At 69.4% G+C, this 17,608-nt stretch carries 6 protein-coding genes; all 6 read left to right on the top strand.

Annotated features, from left to right (window positions below; genetic code table 11):
* The first annotated feature begins 45 nt into the window (after window positions 1-45).
* The gene (locus GCE65_RS11325; protein ID WP_153878466.1) at window positions 46-6,303 is read left to right on the top strand and encodes a ThuA domain-containing protein; all 6,258 of its coding nucleotides are present in this window, start codon (window positions 46-48) and stop codon (window positions 6,301-6,303) included.
* A 176-nt stretch (window positions 6,304-6,479) separates the two neighbouring features.
* Window positions 6,480-7,121, top strand: a complete 642-nt coding sequence (locus tag GCE65_RS11320; RefSeq protein ID WP_228759913.1) for a hypothetical protein — start codon at window positions 6,480-6,482, stop codon at window positions 7,119-7,121.
* Between the two features lie 61 nt (window positions 7,122-7,182).
* Window positions 7,183-8,256 (top strand): WxL protein peptidoglycan domain-containing protein, encoded by a 1,074-nt coding sequence (locus tag GCE65_RS11315; RefSeq protein WP_153878465.1) that lies wholly within the window; start codon window positions 7,183-7,185, stop codon window positions 8,254-8,256.
* A complete protein-coding gene (locus GCE65_RS11310; RefSeq protein ID WP_153878464.1) occupies window positions 8,253-8,768 on the top strand; it encodes an LPXTG cell wall anchor domain-containing protein in 516 nt (171 codons plus the stop codon). Before GCE65_RS11315 ends, GCE65_RS11310 begins: the two co-directional genes overlap by 4 nt.
* Window positions 8,769-9,028: 260 nt before the next feature.
* Complete coding sequence (locus GCE65_RS11305) at window positions 9,029-12,241, top strand: PQQ-dependent sugar dehydrogenase (protein ID WP_153878463.1); 3,213 nt, start codon at window positions 9,029-9,031, stop codon at window positions 12,239-12,241.
* 384 nt (window positions 12,242-12,625) lie between these two features.
* A complete protein-coding gene (locus tag GCE65_RS11300; RefSeq protein WP_228759912.1) occupies window positions 12,626-17,560 on the top strand; it encodes a ThuA domain-containing protein in 4,935 nt (1,644 codons plus the stop codon).
* Window positions 17,561-17,608: the final 48 nt, after the last annotated feature.

The raw sequence follows: 17,608 nt of genomic DNA, 5'->3' as shown, positions 1-17,608 counted from the left end.
GCCGAGCGCCGCCGAGTTCGAGCTTTCTCATCTGGAAGGAACCCGATGTTCAACGCTCTGGGAAAGAGTTTGAAACGGGGTGCCGTCGCGGTCAGCGCCGGTGCCCTGGGCGTCACCTTGCTGACGACGCTGCCGGCGGCGGCGGCGGTGGACCCGCCCATTCCGGACCTGGACACCCCCCAGGTCCTCATCTTCACCGAGACCACGCAGTACCGGCACACGAGCGCGATCGACGAGGGCACCCCGGTGCTCATCGACGCCTTCGCCGACGTCGGGATCTCCTCGGTCCACACCGAGGACTCGAGCGTGTTCAACGACGAGGACCTCGCGAAGTTCGACGCCCTCGTCATGTTCCAGGCCTCGGGCGACCCGTGGACGGCCGACGAGAAGGCCGCGATGGAACGCTACCAGCAGGCCGGCGGCGGGATCGTCGCGATCCACAACGCCACCGACATGCGCGGAGACTACAAGTGGTGGGATGACCTGGTCGGCTCGACCATGCCCGGCCACGCCGCCGGCGGCCAGACCGGCACGGTCCGGGTCGAGGACCGGACCCACCCCTCGACCGCTCACCTCCCGGAGCGCTGGGAGCGCGAGGACGAGTGGTACAACTACGCGACGAACGTCCGCGGTGAGGCGCACGTGCTCGCCACGCTCGACGAGACGACCTACGCGCCGGGCGGCAACGCCATGGGCTACGACCACCCGATCACCTGGTGCAAGAAGTACGACGGCGGGCGCGCCTGGGTCACCGGTATGGGCCACGAGGGCTCCTACTACCAGGAGGCGAACCTGGTCCAGCACATGGTCGGCGGCGTCGAATGGGCCGCCGGCCTCGTCGAGGGCGACTGCGGCGGCACCGACTGGGGCATGTACGAGCGCATCCCGCTCGACGAGAACACCTCGGCGCCCTTCGGTATGGACGTGGCCGACGACGGCCGGGTCTTCTACACCGAGCTCGTGCGCGGCCAGGTGCAGGTCTACGACCCCGCCTCCCGCACCACGACCACGGCCCTCGAGCTGGACGTCTACTCCGGCGGTGAGGACGGCCTCCTCGGCATCGCCCTGGACCGGGACTTCCTCGAGAACGGGCACCTGTACGTCTACCGTTCCCCGAACAGCCCGGACAACTCCGACCCCGCGAACTTCTTCAGCGTGCTCTCCCGGTTCACGATGGACCAGGAGACCGGCCTGATCGACCCGGCCAGTGAGCGCGAGATCCTCGAGGTCCCCGCCCGGCGCGAGCCGGACGAGCCGGGGCACACCGGCGGCGTCGTCGAGATCGGCCCCGACGGCAACCTCTTCCTCGGGGTGGGCGACGACGTCAACCCGCACTCGGAGCCGTCCGGCGGCTACGCCCCGCTCTCCGAGCGGGAGGGCACGTTCCACGACGCCCGCGCCACCTCGGCCAACACGAACGACCTGCGCGGGAAGATCCTGCGGATCACCCCGATCCAGGACATCCCGGCGGGCACCGAGCCCGGCCTCGGGAGCACGTACACGATCCCCGAGGGCAACATGTTCCCGGAGACCGAGGACTCGGGCGACAAGACGCTGCCCGAGATCTACGCGATGGGCTTCCGCAACCCGTTCCAGTTCGCGATCGACGAGAAGACCGGCAACATCTCCCTGGCCGACTACTCCCCGGACAACGGCAGCGACAACCCCGCCGACCGCGGTCCCGCCGGGATCGCCGAGTGGATGCTCATCGAGGAGCCCGGCTTCTACGGGTGGCCGCTGTGCATGGGCGACAACGAGCCCTTCCGCGACGTCGACTACACGACCAGCCCGGTCACGGTCGGGGACTACTTCGACTGCGACGCCCCGGTGAACGACTCGATCCACAACACCGGCCTGACCGAGCTCCCGGCGGCCGTGCCGGCCGACATGTGGTACGGCTACCAGCGGGCCTCGCACCCGGAGATCATCACGCAGGGCGGCGGCCTGGCCCCGATGGGCGGCCCGTTCTACAACTACGACGCCGACAGCGAGTCCGACACCAAGTTCCCCGAGTACTTCGACGGCCAGCCCTTCTTCTTCGAGTGGGCCCGGAACAAGATGTACTCCTTCCTCCTGACCGAGGACGGCACGGGCCTGGAGAAGGTCAACTCCTTCCTGCCCTCCGAGCCGTTCATGGCCCCGATCGAGGCGAAGTTCGGCCCCGACGGCTCCATGTACGTACTCGACTGGGGTGGCGGCTTCGGCCGGCACAACCCGGACTCGGGCCTGCACCGGATCGACTACGTCTCCGGTTCGCGGTCGCCCTCGGCGGTCGCCGTCGCGACCCCGGACAGCGGCCAGGCGCCGCTCGAGGTCGCCTTCGACGGCTCGGACAGCAGCGACCCCGAGAACGAGGAACTGCTCTACGAGTGGGACTTCGACGACGACGGGGTGGTCGACTCGACCGATCTCACCGCGGAGTGGACCTACACCGAGAACGGCGTGTACGACGCGCGGCTGACGGTCACCGACCCGTTCGGCAAGACCGGTACGACCACGGTGCCGATCACGGTCGGCAACACCCGCCCGGAGATCCAGTTCAACCTGCCTCCGACGGGCGCGTTCTTCGACTTCGGTGACACCGTGAGCTGGGACATCGACGCGAGCGACGCCGAGGACGAGATCAGCGACTCCAACCTCATCGTGCAGCCCGCCCTCGGCCACGACAGCCACGCCCACCCGGCCGTGGCGTCCTCGGGCCGGACCGGATCGGTCGCCACGAGCCTCGGCGGCGGACACAGCGACGACATGAACGTGTTCTACGTTCTCGACGCCCGCTACGAGGACTCCGGCGGCACCGGAGACGTCCCCAGCCTCACCGGCTCGGACACGTCGCTGCTGTTCGCCAAGACCCGTGAGGCGGAGTTCTACGCCGAGTCCGAGGGGGTGACGGCGAGCGACTCCCGCGACGTCGAGGGCCACGGCACCTCGATCAGCGGACAGGACGGCGCATGGGCCTCCTACGAGCCGGTCAACCTCGTCGGCATCGACCGCCTGCTGCTGCGAGTGGCCTCGGCCACCGGCGGGGACATCGAGCTGCGGCGCGACAGCGCCGACGGCGAGCTGCTCGCCACGGCACAGGTTCCCCCGACCGGCGGCCTGACGAGCTACATCGACGTTCCGGTCGTGATCGAGGACCCGGGTGAGTCCTTCACCCTCGTCGCGGTCTTCCCCGGTGAGGGCGAGCGGCGCCTCAACTTCATCGAGGCCGACGGCAAGGGCGTCTCGCCCACGACCAAGCCCGATGTCGCGATCACCGCTCCGACCGTCACCGACGATCTCGAGCTCGGTGAGATCACCGTGACGGCGGAGGCGAGCGACGCCGAGAACACGATCACCCAGGTCGAGTTCTTCGTCGGCGAGGCGTCCCTCGGAGTCGACACTGAGGCGCCCTACAGCGCCACGTGGACGCCGGCGGAGGAGTCCTTCTTCCAGCTCACCGCGGTGGCGACGAACGACAACGGGGTCTCGACCACCTCGCGGATCGTGCCCGTCACGATCGGTGCGCCGTTCGGCGACTTCAGCACGTTCTCCAACGTCGGCGGCGAGTTCAGCCGGGGCCAGGACGGATCCTTCGTCATCGACTCCGGCGGCGCCAACATGTGGCAGGGGGTCGACGAGTACAGCTCGCTCTACCTGCCCGCCGGCGCCGACGAGGACTGGTCCGCCACGGTGAAGATCGCCAGCCAGGGCAACAGCGCCGGCAGCGCCAAGGCCGGACTGTTCGTGCGCAACGACGTGACCGCCCCCGGCACGTCCGCCGGCTACGGTGCGCTCGGCATCCGCCCCAGCGGCGGCTTCGAGTGGCTCCGGTCGAGTGACGGCTCGGGGCAGCTCAACGCCTCCGACTCCGGTGGCTCGACGAGCTACCCGGCGTGGGTGCGCCTCGAGCGCAACGGCGAGGACTACCAGGCGTACTGGAGCACCGACGGGGAGACCTTCGCCCCGATCGGCGGCCCGGTCGCACTGCCCGGTGCCGCGTCCGTCCAGGACCTCGGGCTGTTCGTCACGGCGCACAACTCCACCGAGACGAGCGAGGTCGTCTTCTCCGACTTCGTGTTCGACGACGATCCGGACTTCCCGGATCCGGAGGAGCCCGGTCCGGTGCCGGTGTGCGACGGCCCGATGAGCGATGAGTTCGGCGGCAGCACCCTCAACGCCGCCCGCTGGACCACGGTGCGCAACGACCCGGCCCTGCCGATCACGGTGTCCGACGGCGTGCTCCGCCTCCCGGTCACCGGTGCCGACATCGACGGCTCGAACACCGGGCCGATCAGCTACATCGGGCAGCCCGTTCCGGGCGGTGAGTGGCAGGTCGACACGAAGGTCACCATCGAGCAGACCCACGAATGGCAGTACAGCGGCCTGCTCGTGCACTCCGGCGACGACGACTACCGCAAGCTGGCCCTCACCAAGGGTCAGGACGGCGGCCGGTTCATCGAATTCTGGGGTGAGGACTCCGGTTCGCGCACGAACTACGCCGACAACGTCCAGCTCTCCGCCGGTGATCCGGAGACCGTGTTCCTGCGACTGACCAGTGACGGGGACAGCCTCGAGGCCGCCTACTCCTTCGACGGTGAGAGCTACACCACCCTGAGCGGTGCGCCCTCGTACGGCCCCGATGCGACCTTCGGCCTCATCGCCGCCGGCGACACGGGCACACCGGAGACGGTCGCGAACATCGACTACTTCCGGGTGACCCCGGAGAGCGGTGACACCGGCGAGCGTGAGCCCGGCGACGAGTTCGAGGGCGACGCCCTCGACGGCTGCCGCTGGGACAGCACCGTCCGCTACAACCCGGACAACCTGTCCGTGCACGACGGCAAGCTGCACATCTCCACCCAGCCGGGGGACGTGAACAACGACAACCCGATCTCGCCGGAGAACTTCATCCTCCAGAGTGCGCCGGAGGGGGACTGGACGATCGAGACCCGATTCCAGGCTCCGCTCGAACACCGGTGGCAGTACGCGGGTCTGCTGGCCTACGGCAGTGACGACGAGTACGTGAAGTTCGACATCGTCGCCAAGAACCAGCCCGGCCAGAGCCTGTTCCTCGGGGCCGAGTTGGTCTCGGAGGTGAACGGCGGCTTCGGCGCCGGTGGCAACGTCGGGATCGATCTCGGCGGAACCCCCGAGAGCCAGTCCTGGCATCTGCGGCTCACCCGCACGGGCGACACGTACGAGGGCTGGGTCAGCGAGGACGGTCAGAACTGGACCTCCGTCGGGGATCCGGTCACCCATCCCGGTGACCTGAACACCTTCGGGCTCGTCGCGATCGGACCGGAGCAGACGAGGCCGGCGACCGTCAGCTTCGACTACTTCCGACTGGTCGACGGCGAGACCGAGCCGCCGGTGGACGAGACCGCCCCGACGGTGACGGGCAACGTGCTCGGCACCCTGACGGGCGGATTCGAGTCGACGGGCCGGCCCACGAGCCTGGAGGTCGACGGCACCGCGACCCTGACGAAGTCCGAGTCCGGTACCAAGCTCCGGGTGCAGGCCGCCGGCCTCATCCCCGGGCAGACGTACCCGTCGCACCTGCACGCCGGAAGCTGTGAGGTCGCTCAGGAGCACTACATGAACGACCCCGACGGCGTGCACGCCCCGCCGAACGAGATCTGGGCCTCCTCCACGAACGACCCGGAGGGCTCGTTGGTTCCCAACGCGCAGGGTGTGGCCGTCGGATTCGGCAGCGCGGACTGGCTCACCCGCCAGGAGCCGCTGTCGATCATGATCCACGAGTCGCAGGCACCCGGCCTGCCGATCTACTGCGCGGACCTCGTCTCCTACGACGGGCCGGCGACGCTGGCCCTGTCGGCGGACGACGGCGACGGGTCGGGCGTCGACCTGGTCGAGTACTCCCTCGACGGCGGCGAATGGCTTGCCTACGAGGGCGACGTGACGGTCGAGGAGGCGGGCGACCACACGGTCGCCTTCCGCGCGACCGACGCCGCCGGCAACGTGAGCGAGGACGGCGAGCTGTCGTTCTCGATCGCCGCGGACGAGCCGGAGCCGCCGGCAGAGGTGCTGACGGAGACGTCGGTGACGACTCGGTGTGTGGCCGGTCGGCAGGTGTTGGTGGCGTCGGTGACGAATGTGGCCGGTGCGCCGCTCGATGTGAGTGTGGAGACGGCCTTCGGTACCAGGTCTGTTGTGGGTCTGGCCGATGGTGCGACGAAGTCGCTGGCGTTCACGACGCGGTCGGTTGCGATCGATGGTGGTGAGCTGACCGTCGATGCGATGGGTGGCGACGGGCTGGATGGGCAGGAGGTGCTCGCCTACGAGGCGGTGTCCTGCTCGTAGGTCGAGTGGGTCGGTGGTCGGTCCGTTCCCCGGGGGTGTGTGTTCCCGGGGGCGGGCCGGCCCCGGCCGGCCACTCGTGCGGGTGGCCGGGTCGTTGTTGTGATGTGTGGTTCGCGGGTCCGGTGGGCCTGTGTCGTATCGATCGGTTCGGTGTTGAGCCGGAATGGGAGAAGAAGATGGTCAAGCGCAGTGTGGTTCAGCGCGGTGTGGTCGGGCGTGCCGTGGTCGGTGCGGTCGGTGGTGTGATGCTCGTGGGTGTGGGGACGGCGGCGATGGCCGCGCATCCGGATGCCGAGGACACCAGTGCGGTCGAGATCGGTGTCGAGATCGAGTCGGTGGGTGCGTTGACGATGACGGTCGATGGCACGGAGTCGACGCTGGTCGAGGACGGGTCGACCGAGGAGTTTCGTCAGTTCACGGGCGAGTTGCCGAATGTGACGGTGACCGATGATCGCAGTGACGCGCCCGAGGGCGTGTACTGGTATGTGGTGGGTCAGGCGAGTGACTTCGTGGGTGATGCGGGGCAGGCCCCGATCGGTCCGGAGCACCTGGGGTGGACGCCGGCGATGGTGACCGAGAGTTCGAGCGGGGCCGTGGGTGAGGGTCAGGAGGTCGGTACCGTGCTCGACGCGGTCGGCGAGGGTCCCGGGTTGGCGGGTGAGGAGTTGTTCCTGCTGACGCTCGACTCCCAGGAGGCGCAGGCGGAGAACGGCAGTTGGACGGCGAATGCGGACCTGGTGCTGCGTACCGAGACCGATGTGGCCCCGGGCAGCTATTCCTCGGTGCTGACCCTCTCGCTCTTCGAAGACGGACAGTGACCCGACCCTGACCGAGCACGGGCGATGGGCCCGGTGCGCGACCCTCTAGGCTGAGGAACTGATGACTACATATTCCCGTCGTGGGTTGGGCATTGTCGGCCTGCTGCTCGTGCTCGTCGGATCGATCGTGTTCCCGGCCGGTCCCTCCGCGGCCGATGTCCAGGAGGACGAGTCCATCACCTGGACCGTCGCTCCCGCGGATGCTGAGGGGCCGGACGGCCGCATCCGGATCGAGCACGAGCTCGACCCGGGGGAGCGGGTGAAGGAACACATCGCGGTCCGGAACCTCAGCGAGCAGGAGGTCACCTTCCAGCTCTCCGCGGCCGACGGCTACTTCACCCGCAGCGGCCGATTCGACATGCTCGCCTCGGGTGAGGAGTCGGTCGGGGCGGGCACGTGGATCTCGTTGCCGCAGGAGGTCACCATCGCCGCGGGCGAGATGGCGGTCGTGCCGGTGACGATCGAGGTCCCCGAGCGGGCCGAGCCCGGGGATCACGCGGCGGGCGTCGCGGCCTCGGTCATGTCCGTGCAGTCGAGCGAGGACGGCGGGGCCGGGGTCGGCGTGGAGAGCAGGATCGGTATCCGGGTCGAGACCCGGGTGCGCGGCACCCTCGATCCCGCGGCCGGGCTCGAGGTGAGCGGGGCACGGTACGAGCAGTCGTGGAACCCGTTCGTGCCCGGCCGGGCGACGGTCTCCTTCGAGGTGACGAACGAGGGCAACACCACGCTGGACGCGGCCGGCGTCCTGCGGATCGGGGGGCAGGAGATCGCCTTCCCCGCTGCGGACGAACGCCGACAGGAACTTCTGCCCGGTGAGAGCCGCGGGTTCGAGGTCGTGGCACCGGCCACGTGGCCGAGCGTGCGGGTGACCGGCACGGTCGATCTCGAGCCGACATCGAGCGCGATGGATGGAACCGTGTTGACGGTGCCCCCACTGTCGGTGCCGGTCGGGATGTGGGCCTGGCCCTGGTCACAGGCACTCCTGCTCGTGGGGGTGCTGCTCATCCTGGCGGCACTCTTCGGGAACCGCATCCGATCCAAGCGACGGTTCCAGACCCTCTTGGAGGAAGCCAGGCAGGCGGGGCGCCTGGAAGCAGCACAGACATCGACGAGCACGACGAGTGAGGACACATGACCGGCGCCACCCAGACACGCAGCAGGACCACCTGGCTGATCACCTGCTTGACCGCGCTCATGCTGATCGTGGGGATCTCCACGGCCGTGACTGCGGGCGCCGTGACCGCCGGCGCGGAGACGACCGGCGCGGCGGACGGCGATGGAGTCGCCGTCGACGTCGAGATCACCCCGACGGCGGACCCGACGGCGACGGCGGACCCGACAGGTGAGCCGACCGATCCCGCGACCGATAGCGCGGACGGCGCCGACGGTGAGGACAGCGCAGCGGCCGGAGCCGCTGAGGGGGCAGACGGGCAGACCCCCGGCGACGACAGCACGGCGCCGGGCGGCTCACTTCCCGACACGGGGACGGACGTGACGCTGGTCGTCTCGCTCGCGGCGCTGCTGCTCATCACCGGCGCCGGGGTCGTGCTGCGCGCACGCCGCGGACGCTCCGCGAGCTCCACCACATCAGCGGGAGACCGCCCATCCTGTGAACCGACTCTCGTCATGGAGTCGGTCGTGCCGTGAAGGCCATCAACACAGTCGTGTAACGATGAGTGCCGTCTCCAGACTTTTGTCTTGACAGTATCGAAAGTCTCTCCCTAAGATCGTCGATTGTGTGATCCGCCGTCGATTCATCGATCAGGGGTCACAGGGAGCTCTCTCTGCTGAGAGCTCGGTATCCATGCCAGAGCACACCGAAGTGTGGCCCCGGGTCGCACGCCGCTGCTGCCCGCCCGTCGGCGAGCGGCCGCGCGCTGTGCTCCGGCCACGTGAAGGAGGAGAGAATGGTCAGACAGACTGGGGCCGGCCGATGGTCGGTCCGAGGCGCGGCGGTGGCGATGGCCGCCGGATTGGTCGTGCCGCTGGCGATGACGGGAGCGGTCGCCGCTCCCGGGCACGGGGGCGATGGATCCGCCGCCGTCCTCGCGGCGGAGGATCCCGCGCTCGACTGGAACAACTACGAGAAGATCCTGCTCACCAAGGACACCGGTGAGCCGATCGACCTGGCGGTGCTGCCCGACTCGCGCGTGCTGCACACGGCGCGCGACGGCGTCGTCCGCCTGACGGACCCGTCGACGGGCCTGACCACCGAGGCCGGGAAGCTCGACGTCTATCACAACTCCGAGGACGGCCTCCAGGGCATCGCCATCGACCCGGACTTCGAGGAGAACAACTGGGTCTACCTCGTCTACGCCCCGCGCGTCATGGCGGGGACCTCGCCGACCGGGGTCGCCTACCCGGAGACGACACCCGAGGGCAGCGCCCCCGAGCAGCTCCCGGACGGTGAGGATGCCGAGACGTACTGGGACCAGTGGGTCGGCTACAACGTGCTGTCCCGGTTCCAGTGGGACGGCGCCTCGAACACCCTCGACCTGACGAGCGAGCAGGAGATCATCAAGATCACCGCCCAGCGCGGTCAGTGCTGCCACGTCGGTGCCGACATCGCCTTCGACGGGGACGGCAACCTCTATCTGTCCTCGGGCGACAACACCCCCGCGGGCACGCCCGGTGCGAACGGGTTCACCCCGATCAACAACGCCCCGGGGATGAACCCGGGCTTCGACTCCCGCCGCGGCGCGGGCAACAGCAACGACCTGCGCGGAAAGATCCTGCGGATCGACGTGCGCGAGAGCATCGCCGAGGGTGCCGAGCCCGGTCCCGGGAGCACGTACGACATCCCGGCCGGGAACCTCTTCGACTCACCCGAGTACGACCCGGACCTCGTGCGCGAGGAGATCTACGTCATGGGAGTGCGCAATCCGTTCCGCATGGACGTCGATGCCGAGTCCGGCGCGCTGGTCTGGGGCGACTACGGCCCGGACTCCGCCACCGCGCAGGACGACCGCGGCCCCATGGGGTATGTCGAGTGGCAACTGACGACCGAGCCGATGAACGGCGGCTGGCCGTACTGCCACGGGCCGAACGACGGCGGCGCCTACAACGAGTGGGACTACGAGACCGGCACCCCCGGTGAGTTCTTCGACTGCGCCGCCCCGGTGAACAACTCCACCTGGAACACCGGCCTGACCGAGCTCCCGGCGGTCACGCAGCCGCAGATCTGGTACGGCGACAGCGTCGGGGACCAGCCGTGGGACGAACTGATCGAGTTCAGCACCGGCCGTGGCCAGGCCCCCATGGGTGGCCCGATCTTCCGCTACGACCCGGCGAACGAGTCCCCCGCGCAGTTCCCGGAGTACTGGGACGGCAAGGCCTTCATGGCCGAGTTCTCCATGGACTACGTCGCAGCGATCACGCTGGACGAGCTCAGCTCGGCCGGTCAGGTCACCCAGATCGAGAACTTCCTTCCCAACGCCTTCCTGAGCGACGCCGCCCAGCCCATCTGGGACAACGTCATGGACATGGAGTTCGGACCCGACGGTTCGATGTATGTGCTCGAGTACGGCGACGGCTTCTTCCGTCAGAACCCGGACGCCGGGCTCTACCGGGTCGACTACGCCGAGGGGAACAAGACCCCGCAGGCCTTCGTCACCGCCGACCCGATCTCCAGCAGCGACGTGCCGCTGACCGTGACCTTCGACGCCTCGGACTCGCGTGACCCCGAGGGCGGGGACCTCACCTACGAGTGGGACTTCGACGGATCGGGTGAGTTCGTCGAGGGCGGGCCGACCGCCACGCACACCTATGAGAACCTCGGCCAGTTCCACGTGACGCTTCGCGTGACCGACGAGGCCGGCAAGTTCGGGCTGGCGACCGTTCAGATCACGGTCGGGAACACGGCCCCCGAGGTGAGCCTCAGCGTTCCGAACGGTTCGCTCTTCAGCTGGGGCGACGACGTCCCCGTCTCGGTCACGGTGACCGACGCCGAGGACGACGCGGCCGGGGGTGAGGGGGTCGAGTACGAGCGGACCCTCACCGCCCGATCCACCGTCGGCCAGTGGCTCTCGGACGCTCTCGGCGGCCCGATCCTGCTCGACGTGCTCGGCGTTCCCGCCGACGCGCTCGCCGCGGCCGCGGGTGTGCCGCTCGAGGACCTCGTGGCGTTGTCGGGCGGAGCGCTCACGGCGGAGATGGTGGCCGACCTGCTCGCCGCCTACGCCGACGCCCCCGACCCGGAGCCCTCGACCGTCGACTGCTCGCGTGTGAACTGGACCTTCGGGCTCGGACACAACGAGCACGCTCACCCCGAGGTCTCGGGAACGGGTTGCGAATTCACGATCGAGACCAGTGAGAGCGCGCTCGAGCACGGTGCGGGCGAGAAGCTCTACGGCACCCTCGTGGTCACCTACACGGACAACCCGCAGGGCGACGTCCCGGCCGCGACCGGTGAGGCGACGCTCGTGCTCAAGCCCGCCGAGCAGCAGGCCGAGTGGTTCGACGACGCCCAGGGGGTCGAGATCGTCGCGGACGAGTCGGCCGAGGCGCTGAAGAAGGTCGCCTCCTTCGACGTCGGCGACTGGTTCGCCTTCCGACCGATGACGCTCCAGCACGCACCGAGCGGCGAGGCGATCGACCTGGTGACGGCCCGGGCCAGCGGTGAGGGCACCCTCTCGCTCCGCTGGGACGAGTACCGCGCCGAGCCGTTCGCCGAGCTCACCTTCACGGGCGGGGCGGGCTGGCAGGATGTCGCGGCCGTGTTCGACTCGATCCCGGAGGGCTCCGGCACGGTCTACGTGACCACGACCGGTGGCCTCGAGGTCGACTCCCTCGTCTTCGGCGTCTCGGACGTCGAGCCGACCGACCCGCCGACCGACGGCGCCGACGGTGCCGACGGGGCTGCTGACGGTGCCGACGGGGCCGACGGGGCTGCTGATGGCGCCGACGGGGCCGACGGGGCTGCTGATGGCGCCGACGGTGCCGACGGGGCTGCTGACGGTGCCGACGGTGCCGACGGGCAGACTCCCGGCGACGACGCCACGGTGCCGGGCGGCGCGCTTCCCGACACGGGGGCGGGCGTGATGCCGGCCGTCGTGCTCGGCGCGCTGCTGCTCATCGCCGGCGCCGGGGTCGTGCTGCGCGCACGGCGCGAACGCGCCTGATCACGCCGTAGACGGCCGCCGATGGCCGGGTCCCCGCTCGGGGCCCGGCCATCGGTGTGTCTGAACCCGAATCCACGCGTATTCAGTGACATATCCGAGCCCAGCCCACCCGAGCGATCGCTGCAAGCGGCGCTTGAAGGGGGGCAGATGATGACGCACTTATGTTTGACGGAACAACAAAAGGTCGGTAGATTGCGGATCGTGGCTTGCGTCACATGTCGTCCTGTCGTGGATCGGTAGTCGCGCATGACGGCGCCGGCCGCTCGCCCCGGATCCGACGACGGACCCGGGGGACACCGGCGGAATCCCGCCGAAGCGCGCTGACCGACCACCATCCGGGCGGGCGGGCTGCGCACCTTACACACGACTCGAGGAGGATCCGTGGTGAGACGAACACAGGGCGGCAGCTGGCCGTCCCGCGTGGCGGGCATGATGCTCGCAGGAGCGCTCATAGCGCCGCTCGGAATGAGCAGCGCCTTCGCGCAGACAGAACCGCCGCCGCCGGAGGACGAGGCGTTCGACGCCCTCGTCTTCAGTAAGACCAGCGCGTTCCGGCACGGCTCGATCGAGACCGGAATCGCGGCCATCGAGGCCCTCGGGGCGGAGAACGGCTTCTCGGTCGACACGACCGAGGACGCCGGAGCCTTCACCGCGGCGAACCTGGCCCAGTACGACGTCGTCGTCTGGCTGTCGACGACCGGTGACGTGCTCGATGCGGACCAGCAGGCCGCGTTCGAGGACTACATCCGCTCCGGTGGCGGATACGCCGGCGTCCACGCCGCGAGCGACACCGAGTACGACTGGTCGTGGTACGGCGACCTCGTGGGCGCCTACTTCTCCGGTCACCCCGCGAACCAGGACGCGACCGTCGTCGTCGAGGACCCGGCGCACCCCTCGACCGCGCACCTGCCGGCCGAGTGGGACAGGTACGACGAGTGGTACTCCTTCCGCGACAACCCGCGCGGCGACGTCCACGTGCTCGCCTCCCTCGACGAGGACAGCTACGACCCGGGCGGCAACGCCATGGGCGACGACCACCCGATCGCCTGGTGCCAGGACTTCGACGGCGGCCGATCCTGGTACACCGCGGGCGGTCACACGAACGAGTCCTACGGTGAGCCCGGGTTCCGGGAGCACCTCCTCAAGGGCCTGCAGACCGCGGCCGGAGTCGTTCCCGCCGACTGCAGCGCCTCGCTCGATGCGAGCTTCGAGAAGGTTCCGCTCGACCTCAACACCCAGAACCCGATGGACGTCTCACCGACGCCGGACGGGCGGGCCGTCTACCTCGAACGCGACGGCCGCGTCCAGATCGTGCAGGCCGACGGCGGCACGGTCACGGCCGGGACCCTCGCGGTCACCCAGGTCCAGGAGTTCGGACTGCTCGGCATCGAGCTCGACCCGGACTTCGCCGAGAACGGGTGGATCTACCTCTACTACTCGCCGCAGGGCTCCGAGACCGACCGCGTCGCCCGGTTCACCCTCGAGGGCAACACGCTCGACCTGAACAGCGAGAAGGTGCTGCTCGAGGTGCCGGTGCAGCGGGACGAATGCTGCCACGCCGGGGGAGCGCTCGAGTTCGACGGCGAGGGCAACCTGTACATCGCCCTCGGCGACAACACGAACCCCTTCGCCTCCGACGGCTACACCCCGATCGACGAGCGGGACGGCCGCGCCGCCTGGGACGCGCAGCGGACCTCCGGGAACACGAACGACCTGCGCGGCAAGGTCCTGCGGATCACCCCGCAGGACGACGGCACCTACACCATCCCCGACGGCAACCTCTTCGAACCGGGCACCGAGCTGACCCGGCCCGAGATCTACGCGATGGGCTTTCGCAACCCGTTCAAGATCGGCATCGACCCGCGCACGGACACGCTGCTCGTGGCGGACTACGGCCCCGACGCGGGGTCGAACAACCCGAACCGCGGGCCCGCCGCCACCGTGGAGTGGAACGCGCTGACCCAGCCGGGCAACTACGGCTGGCCGCTGTGCGTGGGCCCGAACACGCCCTACAACGACTACGACTTCGCGACCGGCACGAGCGGGGCGACGTTCGACTGCGAGAACGGACCGACGAACGACTCGCCCCACAACACCGGCCTGACCACCCTGCCCCCGGCGGTCCCGGCCACCATCTGGTACCGGAACAACGGATCCGAGAGCAACGCCCCGGAGATCGGCAACGGCGGGGCACCGATGGCCGGCGGGGTCTACGTCTACGACGAGACCTCCGACTCCGAGCGGAAGTGGCCGGCCTACTGGGACGGCAAGGCGATGTTCGGCGAATGGAACACGAACAAGCTGTTCTCGTTCCAGCTCTCCGACGACTCGAGCGAGGTCCTCGACATCAACGAGATCTTCACCTCCATGTCGTTCGCCCGCCCGCATGCGCTCGAATGGGGTGCCGACGGCGCCCTGTACGTGATCGAGTGGGGTGGCGGCTTCGGCGGGAACAACGCCGACTCCGGCCTCTACCGGATCGACTACGTCTCCGGCAACCGATCGCCCATCGCGCGCATCGCCTCCGACGTCACCTCCGGCCCCATCCCGCTCGAGGTGACGTTCAGCGCCGACGGATCCCGGGACCCGGACGGCGGCGAGGTGACCTACGCCTGGGACTTCGGCGACGGGTCGACCTCGACCGAGGCGAACCCCACGCACACCTACACCGGCGCCGGCAACTACACGGCGACCCTGACCGTGACCGACCCGGACGAGAAGTCGACCTCGGCCACCCTGCCGATCACGGCCGGGAACACCGCCCCGGTGATCGACGTCGAGTTCCCGGCGAACGGCGGGTTCTTCAACTTCGGTGACGTGGTCAGGTACAAGGTCTCGGTCACCGACCCCGAGGACGGCGAGATCGACTGCGACAACGTCATCGTCCAGCCCGCCCTCGGCCACGACGAGCACGCCCACCCGGCCGATCAGTTCCGCGGCTGCGAGGGTGCCATCCCCGTCGAGGGCGACCAGGGCCACATCGGCGCCAACATCTTCGGCGTCCTCACCGTGACCTACACGGACCAGGGCGCTGACGGGGTGGACCCGCTCACGACTCAGGAGATCGTGATCCTCCAGCCCAAGCGCAAGGAGGCGGAGTTCTTCTCCGACACCGGACGGCTGCCGGGCTCGACGAGCACGGGAGACCCGGGGGTCCAGACCGAGGACACGAGCGACGTCGGCGGCGGCCTGAACATCGGCTACGCCGAGGTCGACGACTGGTTCTCCTTCGACCCGACCAACCTGACCGGCATCGACGCCATCCGCGTGCGCGGCGCGTCCGATCCGGGCGGCACCATCGACATCCGCACCGGTGCGCCGGACGGGCAGTCGCTGGGCACCGTGACGATCCCGGACGGCGACTGGCAGGGGTGGGGCGACTACGACCTCGACCTCCCCGCGGACGTCACCACGGAGACCGGGCCGCTGTACTTCGTGATCACGGCCGGTCAGGCCAACGTCAACTGGGTCGAGTTCCTCGGCACAGGCGTCACGGACAACTCGAGCCCGGTCGTCGAGGTCGAGACCTCCGCGACGACCGGCACCGCCCCGCTCACGGTGGACTTCACCGCGACCGGCAGCGATCCGGACGGCGACACCCCGCTCACCTACTCGTGGGACTTCGGTGACGGATCGGCGACGGTGGACACCGCCGCGGCGACCCACACCTACACGAGGCCGGGAGAGTACGCGGCCACGGTGACCGTCACCGACACCCGCGGTGCCACGACCTCGAGGGGTGTGGCCATCACGGCGAGGCCGGCGACCCTCATGTGCTTCGCCGGCCGGTCGGACGACTTCACCGGCGACGCGCTCGACACCGGCCGCTGGGACGGCGTCGTCCGAGGAAACCAGGAGCTGCGGATCGAGGACGGATCGCTCATCATCCCGACGAGTTCGACCGACATCTACGGCACCGGCAACTCGGGCACCCCGAACCTCGTGCTGCAGGATCTGCCGGAGGGCCCGTTCACGGCGACCACCAAGGTGACGATGCCCGGCACGCAGGCCTACCAGCAGGCCGGCCTCCTCATCTACGGCGACGACGACAACTACGCCAAGATGGTCTTCCAGGCGCGGGACACGGCGTCGCCGAACGCGGACTCCCGGATCTTCCAGTACATCGTGGAGGAGAACGGCGATCCCCGTGAGGTGGACGACTCGAACACCGCCGACCTCGGTGCGGACTACCCCACGACCGTGTGGGTGCGGTTCATCAGCGACGGTGAGAGCCTCAACGCCGCCTACAGCGCGGACGGGGTGACCTTCACCGAGATGCCGGAGACCAAGTCGATCGCCGGCATCGACAACCCGCGGATCGGTCTCGTCTCGCTCCAGGGCGGAGACCGTCCGCAGGCACCCGTCGAGGCGGCGTTCGACTACTTCACGTTCACCCCGGACGACACCGTGCCCCCGGTCGGCCCGGACGACGAGTTCGACGGCACCGCGCTCGACGGCTGCCGCTGGGACGTCGTGCGCCCGGACTACGACCACCTGCGGGTGATCGACGGCCGGCTCGAGCTCGATGCGCTCACGGGAGACATCTACGGCACCGACAACTCCGGCACCGGGAACTTCGTGCTCCAGGACGCGCCGGAGGGTGACTGGACGGTGGAGACCCTCGTCGATGCCGACTCCTTCAGCCGGCAGTACGAGCAGGCGGGCCTCATCGCCTACGTCGACGACGACAACTACGTCAAGCTCGACGTGCTCGCCACGAGCGCCGAGGGAAGCGCCGTGACGCGCAACCTCGAGCTCCGCAGCGAGATCGGCGGCGTCGTCCAGGATCCGCAGCCCTCGCAGTCCGGGGTGGACCAGGGCGTGTGGCACCTGCGCCTGCAGAAGGAGGGGACGACGCTGACCGGCTCGTACTCGGCCGACGGCGAGGCATGGACGCAGTTCGAGTCCGTGACCAACGCCGACGTCGCGAACATCGGCCGCGTCGGCCTCTTCACCCTGGCCGCCGGCTCGACCGCGCAGCCCACGGCGACGTTCGACTACTTCCGGGTGGTCGACGGCGATCCCGAGCCGCCGGCAGAGGTGCTGACGGAGACGGCGGTGACGACCCGGTGTGTGGCCGGCCGGCAGGTGCTCGTGGCGTCGGTGACGAATGTGGCCGGTGCGCCGCTCGATGTGAGTGTGGAGACGGCCTTCGGTACCAGGTCCGTTGCGGGTCTGGCCGATGGTGCGACGAAGTCGCTCGCGTTCACGACGCGGTCGGTCGCGATCGACGCCGGTGAGCTCACCGTCGATGCGACGGGCGGCGACGGGCTGGATGGGCAGGAGGTGCTCGCCTACGAGGCGACGTCCTGCTCCTAGGACGTGCGTGACGTCGGTCCGTTCCCTGGTGAGTATCGCCGGGGAGCG

The organism is Pseudactinotalea sp. HY158 (genome assembly GCF_009660225.1).
GTDB lineage: Bacteria > Actinomycetota > Actinomycetes > Actinomycetales > Beutenbergiaceae > HY158.
The sequence above is the reverse complement of the archived record's forward strand: the minus strand, read 5'-3'. Positions and strand labels throughout refer to the sequence as shown.

Coding starts and splice junctions, on each gene's coding strand:
- GCE65_RS11325 (WP_153878466.1), top strand. CDS start 46: ATGTTCAACGCTCTGGGAAAGAGTTTGAAACGGGGTGCCGTCGCGGTC.
- GCE65_RS11320 (WP_228759913.1), top strand. CDS start 6,480: ATGGTCAAGCGCAGTGTGGTTCAGCGCGGTGTGGTCGGGCGTGCCGTG.
- GCE65_RS11315 (WP_153878465.1), top strand. CDS start 7,183: ATGACTACATATTCCCGTCGTGGGTTGGGCATTGTCGGCCTGCTGCTC.
- GCE65_RS11310 (WP_153878464.1), top strand. CDS start 8,253: ATGACCGGCGCCACCCAGACACGCAGCAGGACCACCTGGCTGATCACC.
- GCE65_RS11305 (WP_153878463.1), top strand. CDS start 9,029: ATGGTCAGACAGACTGGGGCCGGCCGATGGTCGGTCCGAGGCGCGGCG.